Genomic DNA, 15,240 nt, shown 5'->3' with positions numbered 1-15,240 from the left:
CCCTCAGCCGAACGCGCGCCGCGACGCGATCTCGGCGCCCGCGACCAGCGCACGGAGCTTCGCCCACGCCACGTCGGTCGCGACGAACTCGTAGCTCGCGAAGGTCGAGAGGCCGCAGTCGGTGCCGGCGATCACGCGGGTCGGGTCCCCGACGGCGTCGACGACCTCGAGGATCCGGTTCGCGATCACCTGCGGGTGCTCCAGGTAGTTGGTGGTCACGTCCACGACGCCGGGGATGAGCACGGCGCCGTCCGGCAGCGGGTGGGCGCGGAACGCCGGCGCCTCGTGCTGGTGCGCGGGGTTGCCGAGCGGGATGCTGAACGCGCCCACGTCCGCCCGATAGAGGTGCGGGAGCAGCACGTCGACGGGCACGTCGTCCTGGTGCGGGCCCTGCCAGTTGCCCCAGCACACGTGGAGGCGCACCATCTCGCGCGGGATGTCGCGGATCGCGTGGTTGAGCGCGTCGACGTGCAGGTCGACCGCGGCGAGGAACTCCTCGAGCGTGGCGTCGCCGAACTGGATCACCCGCTCCATCGCGAGGTCGGGCGCGTCGAGCTGCAGGACGTGGCCGCGCGCGACGATCGCGTCGTACTCGAGCTTGAGCTGGTCGGCGAGCGCGAAGACGTAGGCGCGGTCGTCGCCGTAGTGCGGGTTCGCGGCGTCGAGCAGGAGGGTCGTCGAGACGATCCCCGGGGTCGCCGCGGAGAAGAACGTGCCGGCGGGGCGGAGGCCCTGGTCGGCCTGCGCGGCGAGCTCGCGGTCGAAGCCGTCGAGGTCCTCCGTGATCCCGGCGAGCGTCGGGTCGTACGCGAGCAGGCCCTGCGCGACCGGCGGATCCCAGACCCGCGCGACGTCGGCGCCCTCCACGATCTGCTTCGCCTGGAACGCGGCGTACTCGGGGAACTTGAGCGAGTCGAGGGTGGGCTTCCGGTGCCCGGCGCCGCCGAAGCCGTCGATCCGCTCGAGCACGTAGGTCGAGAAGCCGACGCGCGGCACCTCGCCGTCGTTGACGACGTCGAGGCCGGTCTCGAGCTGGCGGCGCACGGTGTCGGCGACGGCGGACGCGGTCACCTCCGCCAGCTCGGCCGTGTCGAACGGGCGGCCCTGGTCGCGGGCGACGAGCAGGCGGGTCAGCTCCGGCGAGCGCGGGAGGCTGCCGGCGTGCGTGGTCAGGATGCGGTCGGTCATGCGGGCTCCTCGGGACGGGCGGACGGATGCGGTCGGAGGCGGACGGCCTCGAGTCGCCGCGCCCGCATCCACCCTGGCGGACGGCGCGGCGATCCGCGCGTCGCTCCGCCGGGCGGGGTGGTCCGCGTGCGCCGCTAGTACGGGCGGTACTGCGAGAGCGCGAAGAGGAGCCCGCCGACGACGAGCACCACGGCACCGGACGCGAGCGCGCCGAGCGCGCCCACCGCGATCCCTCCGCCGATCAGCCGCGGGCGCTCCGCCGCATGCCGCTTCGCGTCGCGGATCCCGCGCCGGACGGCCGCGATGCCGAGGATGCACGTGACGATCGACACCGCCGAGAACAGGATCACCCCGCTGTAGAGCTGCACCTCCCCGAGCAGCTGCACGAGCACGATCGACGCGACGACGCCCACCGGGCCGATGAGGCTCAGCCAGCCGAGCAGCCATGCGCGGGATCGCGGGCGGAGGGCGGTGTCGTGCGGATCCGTCATGGGTGCAGGGTATTCGCCAGCCGCGCCTCGCAGACGGCTGCGCGCCCCCGTCGCACTGCGCAGGGGCGCGCAGGTCTCACGTCACGCGATGCGGATCAGCTTCCGGTTCGCGAACTCGTCCACCGCGTGCCGGCCGAGCTCGCGGCCGGATCCCGAGCGCTTCACGCCGCCGAAGGGGAGCTCGGCCGCGTCGCCCAGCACGAGGTTGACCCAGACCATCCCGGCGTCGATGCCGTCGGCCACCCGCATGGCCTGCTCCGGATCCGTCGTGTAGACGTACGAGCCGAGGCCGAACGGGGTGTCGTTGGCGATGCGCACCGCCTCCTCCTCGTCGGCCACGCGGTAGAGCGCGGCGACGGGGCCGAAGAACTCCTCGCGGTAGGCGTCCATGTCGGGGGTCACGTCGGCGAGCACGGCGGGCGGGAAGAGGTTGCCGTCGGGCTCGCCGCTCGCGAGGAAGGTCGCGCCCTGCGCGACCGCCCGGGAGAGCTGCTCGGTGAGGCGCTCGGTCGCGGCGCGCGAGGAGAGCGGGCCGAGCAGGGTGCCGTCGGCCATCGGATCCGCGGGCTGGGCCGCCGTCAGCGCCGCCGTGAAGCGCGCGGCGAAGTCGTCGTAGAGGTGGTCGATCACGAGGAAGCGCTTGGCGCCGTTGCAGCTCTGGCCGTTGTTGTCGAGGCGCGCGGCGACCGCGTCCTGGACGACGGCGTCGAGGTCGTCCGTCGACAGCAGGATGAAGGGATCGGATCCGCCGAGCTCCAGCACGACCTTCTTCAGATGCCGGCCCGCGATCTCCGCGACGGCGGCACCGGCCCGCTCGGATCCCGTGACGGAGACGCCCTGCACGCGCGGGTCGGCGATGACGCCCTCGATCTGCGCGTTCGCGGCGAGCACGCTCACGTACACACCCGGGTCGGCGCCGAGCTCGGCGGCGGCATCGCGGTGCATGCGCTGGATCGCCTCGGCCGACTCCGGGCACTGCGGCGCGTGCTTGAGCAGGATCGCGTTGCCGGTGACGATGGCGGGAGCGGCGAACCGGGCCACCTGGTAGTACGGGAAGTTCCACGGCATGATGCCCAGCAGCACGCCGAGCCCGGTGCGGCGCACGAACGCGGATCCGGTGCCGTCGGAGAGCTCGATGGGCTCGTCGGCGAGGAACTCCTCGGCGTTCCGGGCGTAGTACGCGTGGATGTCCGCGGCGAAGTCGACCTCGCCGAGCGCCTGGTCGAGCGGCTTGCCCATCTCGCGCACGATGATCCGCGCGAGCTCGTCCCGGCGCTCCACGTGCAGCTCGGCGACGCGGGCGACGAGGGCGACGCGCTCGGCGATCGTGGTGCGGCGCGACCAGCCGCGGTACGCGCCCTCGGCGGCGGCGATCGCCTCCTGCAGCTCGGCGTCGGTGATCTCGGGGTGCTCGGCGATCCTCTCGCCGGTGGTGGGATCGGTGACGGCGTAGCTGCTCATGGGGGCTCCTCCTCGAACGCCGCGCGGGTCACGCGGGTGCGCCCACGATATCGAGCGGTCGCCATCCGCCGGGGTCGCGGTCGTCCTCGATGGCCCGGCCCGGTACCCGTCGTCAGCCGATGACCGGCCGGTCCTCCGGGTACTCGTAGAGGAGCGTGCGGCGGCGGATGGCGAGGGCCGACGCGAGCCCGATCGGGCCGACCCGCCCCGCGAACATGAGGGCGGCGAGCACGTACTTCCCGAACGGATCCAGCTCCTCGCTGAGCCCGACGCTCAGCCCGCAGGTCGCGAAGGCGGAGATGACCTCGAACAGGATGCGGTCGAGCGGCGCGTCGCTGACGGTCATGATCAGGGCCGTCGCGATGAGCACCAGGGTCGCACCGAGGAAGATCACGCTGATCGCCACGCGCAGGGCGGCGTCGGGCACCGTACGGCGGAACACGCGCACGTGCTTGTCGCCCTTGCCCTCCGCGGCGATCGCGAGGAACAGCAGCGCGATGGTGGTGACCTTGATGCCGCCCGCGGTGGACGCGGATCCGCCGCCGACGAACATGAGGGCGTCGGTGGCCAGGAGCGTCACCGGGTTCGACGCGGCGGTGTCGGAGATGGCGAACCCACCGCTGCGCATCATGGTCGACGCGAAGAGGCCGTGGACGAGCTTCTCGCCCGCGGGCAGGTCGCCGATGGTGGCGGCGTTCGACCACTCGAGCGCGGTCCACAGCACGGCGCCGAGGAGCAGCAGGCCGGAGGTCACGGTCACCGTCAGCTTCGCGTGCAGGTTCCACGCCCGGAACCGGGCGCGCTTGGCGATGAGCACCAGGAACACCGGGAAGCCGAGGCTCCCGATGAAGACGCCGACCATGAGCGGCACGATGATGAAGGGATCCGTGCCGAACTGCGCGAGACCGCCGGCGTGCGTGACGAAGCCCGCGTTGTTGAAGGCGGAGACCGCGTAGAAGACCCCGTGCCAGATCCCCGACAGGACGTCGCCGTCGCGCACGATGAACGCCGGCACGAGCGCCGCGGCGAGCACGGCCTCCACGCCGAACGTCGTGAGCACGACGATCTTCAGCAGCGACTGCACCTCGCCGAGCCGGTCGGTGCCGATGCCCTGCTGCGCCATGATCCGCCCGCGCACCCCGAGCTTGTGCGTGACCGCGCGGGACAGCAGCAGCGCGATGGTGACGATGCCGAGGCCCCCGACCTGCACCCCGGCCAGGATGACGACCTGCCCGAGGAACGACCAGTGGGTCGCCGTGTCCACGGTGACCAGCCCCGTGACGGTCATCGCGGAGACGGCCGTGAACACGGCGTCGACCAGGGGCGTGCGGGATCCGTCGGCCGTCGCGGCGGGCAGGCTCAGCAGCACCGCGAACACGACGACGGCGAGCAGGAAGATCCCGAGCGCGACGAGGGCGGGTGACCGGCGGAGGAGGCTCCCGGAGGACAGCCTGACGGGGAACGGCCCGCGAGAGCCGTCCGCGCGCGTGTCCCGTCCGCCGATCACCGGGGCATCAGGCGCGGGCGCGCCCGTGCTGCCGGTTGCGGATCCCGAGGATCGTGCCGCCGACGATCGCGGCGACGAGCGACCCGACGAGCACGCCGACCTTCACGACGTCGTCCTGCGGGCTGCCGGATCCGTAGGCGAGCTCGCCCACGAGGAGCGAGACCGTGAAGCCGATGCCGGCGACGAACGACAGGCCGAGCACGTCGATCCACCTGAGGGTCGGGTCGAGGCGGATCCCCGGCAGGCGCGTCACGAGGAGCGCCGCCCCCGTGATGCCGACGGCCTTGCCGACCACGAGCGCGACGATGATGCCGAGGGCGACGCTGTCGGCGAGCGACGCGGTGAGCCCCTCGAGGCCGCCGACGGCGACGCCCGCGGAGAAGAACGCGAAGACCGGCACGGCGACGCCCGCGGAGACGGGGCTCCACCGCTCGGCGAAGTGGTGTGTGAGCGGGTGGCGCTCCTCGTGGCCGGACGCGTCGCGGTGCGTGACGCCGGCGCGCTTGGTAGCGATGGCCGGGACGAGCAGGCCGAGCGCGACGCCGGCGATGGTGGCGTGGATCCCGGACGCGTGCACGAGCGCCCACGCGGCGAACCCGAGCGGGATGAGCAGGTACCAGGCGCGGACCCCGCGCTGCACGAGGAACCCGAACGCGGCGAGCGGCACGAGGGCGAGCAGCAGCGGCACGAACGCGATGCTGGCCGTGTAGAAGACGGCGATGATCGTGATCGCCAGCAGGTCGTCGACCACGGCGAGCGTGAGCAGGAAGGTCCGTAGCGCCGGCGGCAGGCGCTTGCCGACGACGGCGATCACGGCCACCGCGAACGCGATGTCGGTCGCGGCCGGGATCGCCCAGCCCTGCAGCGCCTCCGCGCCGGCGTCGCGGTTGATGAGCGCGAAGATGCCGGCGGGCACGATCACGCCGCCGACCGCCGCCGCGATGGGCAGGGCCGCGACGCGGGGGTCGCGGAGGGATCCGGCGACGAACTCCTGCTTGAGCTCGAGGCCGACCACGAAGAAGAAGATCGCGAGCAGGCCGTCGGCGGCCCACGCGCCCACGCTCAGGTTCAGATGGAGGGACTCGGGGCCGAAGGAGAAGTCGCGGACCCGGTCGTAGAGGTCCACCGCGGGGCTGTTGGCGATGACGAGCGCGAGCACGGTCGCGATGAGCAGCAGGATCCCGCCGGTGGTGTCGCGGCTGAGGAACCGCGAGAGGCGGGCGCCGCGACCGGACGGGGCCGGCGCGTGGGGAGGGGCGGGCAGGGGTGCAGAGGAGGTCATGGGGTCTTCCGTCGACGAGCGTGAGCGGGGATGCGATCCCGCTCCGGTGTCGGGGTCGACGGGAGCGGGCCTAGGCGGCAGGCGGCGGGCAGCCGGCGATCTCGCCGTGCGCGTTGCTGCCCCACAGGCTCATCCAGCCGTTCGTGCCGGAGGTGCGCTTGGTGAGGAGGAGCCGGTTCGGGAACGCCTGCTGGCCGACGCGGGCGCGTCGGGTCACATGGACGATCGGGTCCCGCTGGAGCATGCGACCAGGCTAGCGCGCGTGCCTGCGCGCGTGCCGGTCCGGGAGATGACGACGAGGGGCGCGGGACCCACGGTCCCGCGCCCCTCGCGATCGGCTGCGGACTAGCCCGCGGCGACCGCCATCTCGTTCGGCGTGACCTCGAGCGTGGCGCTCGAGAGCACCTCGCCGGTGGTCAGGTCGACCGCGTGGACGGCGTCCGCGGACGGCTCGCTCACGTAGCCGATGCCGTCGGCGACGACGATGGAGGGGTGCGGATCCTGCCACTCGGCGGGGCCCTCCCACGCGTCCATGACGGGGAACGCGTCGGTCAGCTCGCCGGTCGCGGGGTCGAGCACGTGGATCTGCCCGTCGGAGGCGATGATGTACGCCTTCTCGTCCGGGCCGCGCGCGACGTCGCGGAAGGTGTATCCCACGCCCTCGGGCATGTCCACGACCTCGTAGGTCTTCGCCTCGGTGTCGATGAGGGTCAGGGCCTCGAGCAGGTAGCCCTCGGCGTCGCGGTCGGACTTGTAGTCGCCGACGATGATCGGGCTGGTCTCGCTCACGTAGGCGTTGCCCATGCGGCCGTACGGCTGGTCCGGTGCGGTGAGCTTCGTGATCTCGCCGTCGTCGTAGAGCAGCGCGCCGTCCTCGCAGCCGAAGACGACGACCTCGCCGGCCGCCGTGCCCTCGCCGTGGACGCCGGGGCACTGGTCGCTCTGCGCGATGACCGCGCCGGACGCGTCCCTCGCCTCGATGCCGTTCCGGCCGTCGGCGTTCCCGACGGTGGTGAGGAAGGTGCCGTCCTCGAGCACGATCGAGACGCCGTGGTGCGCCTCGACGCCCTCGATGGTCTCCGTCTCGGGCATGCCGTCGGTGGACGCGAGCGCTGCGGTGTCGAAGATCGTGGTGTCGCTCGTGCCGTCGGCGTAGAGGATCGTCTTGCCCGCGTGGCGGACGACGTGGCCGGGGGTGTCGGCCTCGAAGACGGTGTCGGTCAGCTCGGCCTCGTCGGCGCTGCCGGCCGCGGTGTCGAGCACCTGGAAGCCGTCGCCCATCGTGACCATGACGTGACGGTCGTCGCCCGCGGGGTTGAGGCGGGTGAACTCCTCGGAGTCGAAGTCCGACACGGTCTCGAGGGTCTCGCCGTCGAGGACGAGGATGCCGCCCTCGTAGGAGACGGCGAGGCGGGGTCCGGCTGCCTCACCGGATCCGGCCGCGGCTCCGGAGGAGGGGGAGCCCTCCGGGGCGGGGGTGGAGCAGGCCGCGAGCGTCGCGGCGAGTCCCAGGGCGACGGCGGCGACGCCGGTCCGTCGGAGGCGTGGGGTGCGCATGGTGGTTCCTTCTCTGTGTGATGGATCGCAGGCGCTCAAGGGGAGAGCCCGGTGGCGATGCGCTGCGTGTTGACGCGCATCATGGAGAGGTAGTCGGGGGCGCCGCCCTCGGGCCCCGTGAGGGACTCCGTGAACAGCTCGACCACCTCCACGCGGATGTCGGCCTCGCTCGCCAGCGCCTGCACGAGGCGGTCGGGCGACGAGGACTCCGCGAAGATCGTGGGGACGCCGGTCTCCTCGACCGCCGACACGAGGTCGGCGAGGTCGCTGGCGGAGGGTGCGGCGAGGGTGGTGCCGCCGGGGATCACGGCGCCGACGACCTCGAAGTCGAAGCGGTCGGCGAGGTACCCGAAGACGTGGTGGTTGGTGACGAGCGCGCGGCGCTCCGCGGGGATCGCGGCGAAGGCGTCGGTCATCTCCGCGTCGAGCGCCTCGAGCTCGCCGCGGTAGGCGGCCGTGCGTTCGGCGAGGCTCTCGGGATCCACCCCGTCGACGCCTGCGAGCGCGGGCTCGAGCGCGTCGACCACGTCGACCATGCGGGCGGGATCCGTCCAGAAGTGGGAGTCCGGCATGCCCGCGGCGTCGCCCTCGCCGTAGTCGAGGACCTCGATGGCGTCGCCCGCCACGAAGGTCGGCACGTCGGAGGCGGAGGCGGAGTCGAGGTGCTGCTGCAGGCCCTCCTCGAGGCCGAGGCCGTTGGAGACGACGAGGTCGGCGGAGCGGAGGCCGGCGGCCTGCTGCGCGGAGATCTCGAAGGAGTGCGGATCCGCGTTCGGCTTCATCAGCGTCACGACCTCCGCCTCCTCGCCGACGAGCTCCTCCACCACGTCGCCGAGGATGTTCGTCGAGACGTAGACGGTCGGCCGGTCCTCGCCCGCGGCCGTGCAGCCCGTGAGCCCGAGGGCGGTGGCGGCCGCGGCGGCCGTCGCGGCGAGCGCCGTGCGGATCCCGCGCGCGCTCATCGGCCGGTCTCCGCGGTGAACGCCGGCTCGGTCGCGGTGTCGAAGGTGCGGGAGACGCGGGCGCCGTCGGCGAAGTCGATCTCGTGCAGGCGCCGCTCGACCGGGCCCGCGAGGTAGGCGCGCTGCTGGTCGGCCACGAGGGTCGGGATCCGGCCGGCGGCCAGCGAGTCGGCCACGAGGGGCCCGGTGTCGGCGAGCACGGCGCCGTCGACCGCGGACATCACGAGCACGCGGCCGTCCGTCGTGAGGGCGAGCAGGTGGTCGTCGGCGTCGTCGACGGCCGTCACGTGCACGAGCGGAGCGGGAGCCGGCAGCAGCGTCCAGGCGCGCTCGCGGGTGTCGAGCAGCCAGATGCCCTGGTCGCCCGCGAGGCCCGCGACCGTCGGCCGGCCCTCGCGGTTGTCGAAGTCCGTGGCGGGCGGCGCGGTGGCGCCCTCGGGGTAGGGGATCCGCTCGACCGCGAGCTCGTCGTCCGTCACGGAGGCGAGGAGCGCGCCGTCCCCGCAGCCGACGACGGCGCCGACGCGCGTCGTGATGGTGCCCGCGGGATCCGGGCACGGCTCGACGAGGCCGGTGCGCTCGCCCTCGGCCGTGTACCCGGCGACGGTGGCGTCCGTGCCCTGCCCCTCGGTGACGAGCGCGGCGGATCCGAGGGGCACGACCATGCCGGGGCCGGGCTCGCCGTCGAGGCGGAACGACTCCTCGACCTCGCCCTTCGACAGCGCCTCCGTGTCGAGCAGCACGGCCTCGCCGGAGTCGGGGAAGAAGAGGCCCGTGCCGCCCGTGGTCGACAGGTTGGTGGTGGCGACCGTCGCGGTGCCCGCGCCCTCGACGGTGCCGAGGAGGCGCGGATCCTTGCGGTAGTAGTGGAAGTGGTCGACGTGGTCCCAGGTCCAGACGCCGCTGTCGACGATCTCGACGCCCGCGGCGGTCTGGGCGAGGAGGTAGCGGCCGTCCGTGGTCATGGCGGTCGGTGCGCCGATGGAGCCGAGGTCGGCGACCGACTCGTCGAGCAGGTCGAGGTGCGTGACGGCGCCGGCGGGGTCGATCGACGTCAGGCCGAGGCGCGGCTCGGAGAGCTCGGCGGCGCCCGCGACGGCGCCGTGGCCCTCCCCCTGCTCGTCGGCGGTCGGATCCGCGGGCGGCGCGTCGGCGGGAGCGGTCGAGCAGGCGGTGAGGGCGAGCGCGAGGGCGGCCAGGAGTGCGGGAGCGGTGGTGCGGGAGCGCACGGGGTCCTCTCGGTGGGGATGGATGGGCGGGTCGCGGCGGTCGTCCGCCGCGGAGGTCAGGGGGTGGGGGCCACGGATCCGGCGGTCGGGCCCGCGACGACGGGATCGCGGTCGGCGGCGCGGTCGGTGCCGTCGCGGTCGGCCGCACCGCGCGCGCTCCCCCGGCCCCGCGCACGCAGGGCCGTGAGTCCTGCCCGCGCGATCCCCGAGAGGGCGGCGAGGGCGATCGCGGTGGCCGCCACCGACGCGCCGGCCGCCGTCGCCGCGTGCCAGGAGACGAGGAGCCCCACGAACACGGCCGCGACGCCGAGCGCCGCCGCGAGCGCCATGCGGGTCGGGATCCGCGCGGTCCAGTGACCGGCCGCGACGGCCGGCGCGAGCAGCAGGCCGACGACCAGCAGGGATCCGACGGCCTGGTACGACGCGACGACCGCGAGCGTCACGAGCCCCACGAGCGCCGCCTGCGCCGAGCGGGGGCCGAGGCCGAGCACCGACGCGATGCGCGGATCCAGCGCGAGCGCCACGAGCGGCCGGTGGAACGCCCACGCCACGGCGAGGCCCACGACGGCCGCGCCGGCGAGCAGGGCGATGTCGACGGGCGCGATGGCGAGGATGTCGCCGAAGAGGATCGCGGTCGCGTCCGTGGCGAAGCTGCCGGAGTGGGAGATCACCACGACGCCGAGCGCGAGCATCGCGACGAACAGCAGGCCGATGCTCGTGTCGTAGGACAGCCGGCCGCGGCGCTGCAGGGCGGCGATCCCGAGGCTCATCGCGACCGCGCTCAGCGCGCCGCCCACGAGCACGGGCAGCCCGAGGACCGTGGCGAGCGCCACCCCGGGGAGCATCCCGTGGGCGAGCGCCTCCCCCAGGAAGGCCATGCCGCGGATGACGACCCACGTGCCGACGACCCCGCAGAGGATCGCGACCAGGGCGCCGCCGAGGAGGGCGCGCTGGAGGAAGTCGAGCGCGAACGGCTCGAGGATTCCGCGGGTGAGGAACGACACGATCGCCGACCCTAGTCGAGAATGAGAACGCTTATCAAATGCGTAGTATCGGACGCATGCCCTCGTCGACGACCACCGCGCCCGCCGCCGTCCTGCGGGGGATCCGCGTCGACCTCGGCGGCCATCGCGCCCTCGACGGCGTCGACCTCGACCTCATGCCGGGCGCGCTGACGGTGATCGCCGGACCGAACGGGGCCGGCAAGTCGACCCTGCTGGAGGTGGTCGCCGGGACCCGTCCGCCCAGCGCCGGCACGCGCACCGCCGCCGATGCGGCGGCCTTCGTCCCGCAGCGGACGGCCGTCTCCGACCGGCTCCCCGTCACCGTCCGCGACGTCGTGACGGTCGGGGCGTGGGGGCGCGCGCACCGCTGGCGCCGCCTCGACCCCGCCGCGCGCCGCGCCGTCGACGACGCGCTCGACCGCCTCGGCCTGATCCCCCTCGCGTCGCAGGGATTCGCCGCGCTCTCGGGCGGGCAGCGGCAGCGCACGCTGCTCGCGCAGGGGCTGGCCCGCGGCGCCGGCCTCCTGCTCCTCGACGAGCCGACCACCGGCCTCGACACCGCGAGCGCGGAGCGGATCCGCGCGATCATGCGCTCCGAGGCGGCCCGCGGCGTCGCCGTGGTGTGCGTCTCGCACGACCGCGCGGTGATCGGCGACGCCGACCGCGTGCTGCGCCTGGAGGACGGGCGCGTCGTCTCGGACACCGCGCGCTGAGCGTCCGCGGATCGGCCGATCGGCCGATCCGCCGTCGACCGCGGCCCCGGCCTCGGTCAGGGGCCGGCGCCGGCGCCGTCCTCCCTAGTGACCCGCGCCGAGCTCCCCCGCGAGGCGGCCGTGCATGGCCGCGGAGGACGCGTTCATCCCGCTGATGACGGCCCGCTTGCCGTGGCGCTCGTACTTGTAGGTGATGGCGTCGAGCGCGGCGACCGTGGAGGCGTCCCACACGTGGGATCCGGTCATGTCGATGACGACGTCCTCCGGGTCGCCCGCGTAGTCGAACTGGGTGGTGAGGTCGTTGCTGGAGGCGAAGAACAGCTCGCCGACGACGGCGTAGTGCGCGACCGGGACGCCGTCCTCGCCCGTGCGCTCCGTGCGCTCGACCGTGGCGAAGTGGGCGACGCGGCGCGCGAACACGATCATCGCGGCGATCACGCCGATGATCACGCCGATGGCGAGGTTGTCGGTGAGGACCACGACGACCACCGTCAGCACCATGACGAGCGTCTCGCCGAGCGGCATGCGGCGCAGCGTCGACGGCCGGATGCTGTGCCAGTCGAAGGTGCCGACCGAGACCATGATCATCACGGCCACGAGCGCGGCCATCGGGATGATCGCGACGACGTCGCCGAGGCCCACCACGAGGATCAGCAGGAACACGCCCGCGAGGAACGTGGAGATGCGGGTGCGGGCGCCGGACGCCTTCACGTTGATCATCGTCTGGCCGATCATCGCGCAGCCGCCCATGCCGCCGAAGAGGCCCGAGAGGATGTTCGCGCCGCCCTGGCCGAGCGTCTCGCGGGTCTTGCGCGACGGGGTGTCGGTGATGTCGTCGACGAGCTTGGCGGTCATCAGCGACTCGAGGATGCCGACGAGCGCGACGGCGAGGGCGTACGGCGCGATGATCTGCAGCGTCTCGAGGGTGAGCGGCACGTCCGGGATGAACAGCGTCGGCAGGCTGTCGGGCAGCGCGCCCTCGTCGCCCACGGTCGGCACGGCGAGCGCGGTGACGACGACGGCGACGGTGATCACCACGATCGCGATGAGCGGCGCGGGCACGGCCTTCGTGAGGCGCGGCATGACGACCATGATCACGATGCCGACGGCGACCAGCGGGTAGACGAGCCACGGCACGCCCACCAGGTTCGGGATCTGCGCGGAGAAGATGAGGATGGCGAGCGCGTTGACGAACCCGACCATGACGCTGCGCGGGATGAAGCGCATGAGCTTCGCGACGCCGAGCAGGCCGAGGACGATCTGCAGGAGCCCGCCGAGGATGACGGTGGCGATGAGGTGGTCGAGGCCGTGGTCGCGGACGAGCGGGGCGACGACGAGCGCGATGGCGCCGGTGGCCGCGGTGATCATGGCGGGCCGGCCGCCGAGGAACGAGATGGCGACGGCCATCACGAACGACGAGAACAGGCCGACGCGCGGGTCGACCCCGGCGATGATCGAGAACGAGATCGCCTCGGGGATGAGCGCCAGCGCGACGACGAGGCCGGCGAGCACCTCGCGGCTCAGCAGTCGCGGGCTCCTCAGCGCCTCGAGGACGGTGGGGCTGGGATGGCGGACCGCGGGCGTGCGGACGGCGGGCGCGGGCGTGGCGGTCATGTCGACTCCGAGGGAGGAAGAGGAGGGAGCTGGCCCGGGCGCCCTCGTGAGGCGCGTCCCGGTGCGGCTGGCTGGGAGGATGGCGTCGGCCGTCAGGCCGCACCGAACACCCTATCCTGACGTGAGGGTAGGGTCGAAGCGACCGGGAGGACGGGCGATGACCGCGTCGGAGAACGTCACCACCATGCACATCGGCGAGATCGCCGAGCGCACCGGGCTGTCCCATCGGACGATCCGCCACTACGACGAGATCGGCCTCCTCCCCGCCTCGGGACGCACGGAGGGCGGCTTCCGCCTCTACACGCAGGAGGACCTCGACACCCTCATGCTCATCCGGCGGATGAAGCCGCTCGGCTTCTCCCTCGAGGAGATGCAGGACCTCCTGCGGGTGGTCGAGGGCCTCGCCGACGCGGACGCCCCCGCCGCCGTGATGGCGGACCGCCGCGACGCGCTGGCCGCGTTCATCGCCGAGGCGGAGCAGCGCCGCGCGAAGCTGGTCGACCAGCTCGCGCAGGCGGACGAGTTCCTCGGGATGCTCCGCCGGCGCTGAGCTTCGGGCGCGGGCGCGGGTGCGGATCCGCTCAGTGGCCGGAGCCGAGTTTGCCCGCGAGGCGGGTGTGCATGGCGGTGGACGCGGCGTTCATGCCGACGATCTCGACCTCCTTGCCGTGCTGGTGGTACTTGGTCGTGATGGCGTCGAGCGCGGCGACCGTGGAGGCGTCCCAGACGTGGGATCCGCTCATGTCGATGAGGATCCGGTCGGGGTCGCCCTTGTAGTCGAACTGCGTGGTGAGGTCGTTGCTGGAGGCGAAGAACAGCTCGCCGTCGACCTCGTAGTGCGCGGTCTCGGCGCCCGTGGAGTCGGTGCTGACGCGGCGGTCCACCGTGGCGAAGCGCGCGACCCGGCGGGCGAAGACGATCATCGCGACGACCACGCCCGCGACCACGCCGATCGCGAGGTTGTGGGTGGCCACGACGATCACGACGGTGAGCACCATGACGGCGGTCTCCCCGACCGGCATGCGCTTCAGCGTCGACGGGCGGATGCTGTGCCAGTCGAAGGTGCCGACGGACACGATGATCATCACCGCGACGAGGGCGGCCATGGGGATGATCGCGACGACGTCGCCGAGCCCGACGACGAGGACGAGGACGAAGACCCCGGCGAGGAACGTCGAGATGCGGGTGCGCGCACCGGACGCCTTCACGTTGATGAGGGTCTGGCCGATCATCGCGCAGCCGCCCATGCCGCCGAAGAAGCCGGAGAGCACGTTCGCGGCGCCCTGGCCCCACGCCTCGCGGGTCTTGTGGCTCGGGGAGTCGGTGATGTCGTCGACGAGCTTGGCGGTCATCAGCGACTCGAGGATCCCGACCACGGCCATCGCGGCGGCGTACGGCGCGATGATCCGGAACGTCTCGAAGGTGAGCGGCACGTCCGGGAGGAACAGCGACGGGAGGCTGCGCGGCAGCTCGCCCTCGTCGCCGACGCGGGGCACGCCGATGCCCAGCACGATGACGGCCGCGGTGAGCAGCACGATCGCGACCAGCGGCGCCGGGACGACCTTGGTGAGCCGGGGCATGGACACGATGATCAGGAGCCCGACCGCGACCAGCGGGTAGACGGCCCACGGGACGCCGACGAGCTGCGGAAGCTGCGACGTGAAGATGAGGATCGCGAGCGCGTTGACGAACCCGACCATGACCGAGCGCGGGATGAAGCGCATGAGCTTGGCCACGCCGATCACGGCGAACAGCACCTGGAAGACGCCGGCGAGGATCACGGTGGCGATGAAGTAGTCGAGGCCGTGTTCGCGGGCGACCGGCGCGATCACGAGCGCGATGGCGCCGGTGGCCGCGGTGATCATGGCGGGCCGGCCGCCGAGGAACGCGATCGAGACGGCCATCACGAACGACGAGAACAGGCCGACCCGCGGATCCACGCCCGCGATGATCGAGAACGAGATCGCCTCGGGGATGAGCGCGAGGGCGACCACGAGCCCGGCGAGGACCTCGCGGCTGAGCATGCGCGGGTCCTTCAGCGCCTGGAGGACGGTGGGGCCGGCGGGTGGTCGGTGCCGGACCGGCGTGAGGGTCGCGGTGCGAGAGGGCATGGGGGTGCTCCGTTCTGTCGCGGGCTTCGCGCCCGCTCTGATGAGGACTGGGCGCGTCGATGCGCGGATCGGGGGCGGCCGTGACGACGACGTGGCCGTGGGGCAGCGGGGGAAGGGGGTG

14 protein-coding genes are annotated in these 15,240 nt (G+C 73.2%); 2 read left to right on the top strand and 12 right to left on the bottom strand.

The annotated features are described in order from the left end of the window. Positions 1–3: 3 nt before the first annotated feature. The 10 genes from BFL37_RS09600 to aztB all read right to left on the bottom strand — a co-directional run bounded on the left by BFL37_RS09600 (position 4) and on the right by aztB (position 10,681). Positions 4–1,188 (bottom strand): cobalamin-independent methionine synthase II family protein, encoded by a 1,185-nt coding sequence (locus BFL37_RS09600; protein WP_086514905.1) that lies wholly within the window; start codon positions 1,186–1,188, stop codon positions 4–6. A gap of 134 nt (positions 1,189–1,322) precedes the next feature. Beyond that, positions 1,323–1,679: a hypothetical protein gene (locus tag BFL37_RS09595; RefSeq protein ID WP_086514904.1), complete on the bottom strand. Its 357-nt coding sequence runs from the start codon at positions 1,677–1,679 to the stop codon at positions 1,323–1,325. Between the two features lie 81 nt (positions 1,680–1,760). Further along, entirely contained in the window at positions 1,761–3,140 is a 1,380-nt protein-coding gene (locus tag BFL37_RS09590; protein WP_086514903.1) for an NAD-dependent succinate-semialdehyde dehydrogenase, read from the bottom strand. Between the two features lie 112 nt (positions 3,141–3,252). Then, on the bottom strand, positions 3,253–4,647 hold the full coding sequence (locus tag BFL37_RS09585; protein ID WP_241533940.1) for a TrkH family potassium uptake protein: 1,395 nt from the start codon (positions 4,645–4,647) through the stop codon (positions 3,253–3,255). Between the two features lie 7 nt (positions 4,648–4,654). Next, positions 4,655–5,929: a Na+/H+ antiporter NhaA gene (gene nhaA, locus BFL37_RS09580; protein WP_086514902.1), complete on the bottom strand. Its 1,275-nt coding sequence runs from the start codon at positions 5,927–5,929 to the stop codon at positions 4,655–4,657. Positions 5,930–5,999: 70 nt separating this feature from the next. Then, complete coding sequence (locus BFL37_RS14595; RefSeq protein WP_172403781.1) at positions 6,000–6,173, bottom strand: hypothetical protein; 174 nt, start codon at positions 6,171–6,173, stop codon at positions 6,000–6,002. 101 nt (positions 6,174–6,274) lie between these two features. Beyond that, positions 6,275–7,486, bottom strand: coding sequence for a zinc metallochaperone AztD (gene aztD, locus BFL37_RS09575; protein ID WP_086514901.1), 1,212 nt, complete (start codon positions 7,484–7,486; stop codon positions 6,275–6,277). 35 nt (positions 7,487–7,521) lie between these two features. Further along, positions 7,522–8,448, bottom strand: coding sequence for a zinc ABC transporter substrate-binding protein AztC (aztC, locus tag BFL37_RS09570; protein ID WP_172403785.1), 927 nt, complete (start codon positions 8,446–8,448; stop codon positions 7,522–7,524). Then, positions 8,445–9,677, bottom strand: a complete 1,233-nt coding sequence (locus BFL37_RS09565; RefSeq protein ID WP_086514900.1) for an ABC transporter — start codon at positions 9,675–9,677, stop codon at positions 8,445–8,447. The genes aztC and BFL37_RS09565 overlap by 4 nt, the downstream gene beginning before the upstream one ends. Positions 9,678–9,733: 56 nt before the next feature. Continuing rightward, positions 9,734–10,681, bottom strand: coding sequence for a zinc ABC transporter permease AztB (aztB, locus tag BFL37_RS09560; RefSeq protein ID WP_241533939.1), 948 nt, complete (start codon positions 10,679–10,681; stop codon positions 9,734–9,736). Positions 10,682–10,737: 56 nt separating this feature from the next. On the opposite strand from aztB, the gene aztA reads away from it, so the two are divergent. Then, a complete protein-coding gene (gene aztA, locus BFL37_RS09555) occupies positions 10,738–11,394 on the top strand; it encodes a zinc ABC transporter ATP-binding protein AztA (protein WP_086514899.1) in 657 nt (218 codons plus the stop codon). An 84-nt stretch (positions 11,395–11,478) separates the two neighbouring features. Here aztA and BFL37_RS09550 read toward each other — a convergent pair whose 3' ends face one another. Next, on the bottom strand, positions 11,479–13,008 hold the full coding sequence (locus BFL37_RS09550; RefSeq protein WP_086514898.1) for a SulP family inorganic anion transporter: 1,530 nt from the start codon (positions 13,006–13,008) through the stop codon (positions 11,479–11,481). Positions 13,009–13,165: 157 nt separating this feature from the next. On the opposite strand from BFL37_RS09550, the gene BFL37_RS09545 reads away from it, so the two are divergent. After that, a complete protein-coding gene (locus BFL37_RS09545; RefSeq protein ID WP_086514897.1) occupies positions 13,166–13,558 on the top strand; it encodes a MerR family transcriptional regulator in 393 nt (130 codons plus the stop codon). 31 nt (positions 13,559–13,589) lie between these two features. Here BFL37_RS09545 and BFL37_RS09540 read toward each other — a convergent pair whose 3' ends face one another. Then, positions 13,590–15,119: a SulP family inorganic anion transporter gene (locus BFL37_RS09540; RefSeq protein ID WP_086514896.1), complete on the bottom strand. Its 1,530-nt coding sequence runs from the start codon at positions 15,117–15,119 to the stop codon at positions 13,590–13,592. Between the last annotated feature and the right edge of the window lie 121 nt (positions 15,120–15,240).

Source organism: Clavibacter michiganensis, from assembly GCF_002151125.1.
GTDB classification, from domain to species: domain Bacteria; phylum Actinomycetota; class Actinomycetes; order Actinomycetales; family Microbacteriaceae; genus Clavibacter; species Clavibacter michiganensis_C.
The sequence above is the reverse complement of the archived record's forward strand: the minus strand, read 5'-3'. Positions and strand labels throughout refer to the sequence as shown.

Excerpts from the sequence above, each read along its gene's own strand:
- BFL37_RS09545 (WP_086514897.1), top strand. The coding sequence starts at position 13,166 with ATGACCGCGTCGGAGAACGTCACCACCATGCACATCGGCGAGATCGCC.
- aztC (WP_172403785.1), bottom strand. The coding sequence starts at position 8,448 with ATGAGCGCGCGCGGGATCCGCACGGCGCTCGCCGCGACGGCCGCCGCG.
- aztA (WP_086514899.1), top strand. The coding sequence starts at position 10,738 with ATGCCCTCGTCGACGACCACCGCGCCCGCCGCCGTCCTGCGGGGGATC.
- BFL37_RS14595 (WP_172403781.1), bottom strand. The coding sequence starts at position 6,173 with ATGCTCCAGCGGGACCCGATCGTCCATGTGACCCGACGCGCCCGCGTC.
- BFL37_RS09540 (WP_086514896.1), bottom strand. The coding sequence starts at position 15,119 with ATGCCCTCTCGCACCGCGACCCTCACGCCGGTCCGGCACCGACCACCC.
- nhaA (WP_086514902.1), bottom strand. The coding sequence starts at position 5,929 with ATGACCTCCTCTGCACCCCTGCCCGCCCCTCCCCACGCGCCGGCCCCG.
- BFL37_RS09600 (WP_086514905.1), bottom strand. The coding sequence starts at position 1,188 with ATGACCGACCGCATCCTGACCACGCACGCCGGCAGCCTCCCGCGCTCG.
- aztD (WP_086514901.1), bottom strand. The coding sequence starts at position 7,486 with ATGCGCACCCCACGCCTCCGACGGACCGGCGTCGCCGCCGTCGCCCTG.
- BFL37_RS09590 (WP_086514903.1), bottom strand. The coding sequence starts at position 3,140 with ATGAGCAGCTACGCCGTCACCGATCCCACCACCGGCGAGAGGATCGCC.
- BFL37_RS09595 (WP_086514904.1), bottom strand. The coding sequence starts at position 1,679 with ATGACGGATCCGCACGACACCGCCCTCCGCCCGCGATCCCGCGCATGG.
- BFL37_RS09550 (WP_086514898.1), bottom strand. The coding sequence starts at position 13,008 with ATGACCGCCACGCCCGCGCCCGCCGTCCGCACGCCCGCGGTCCGCCAT.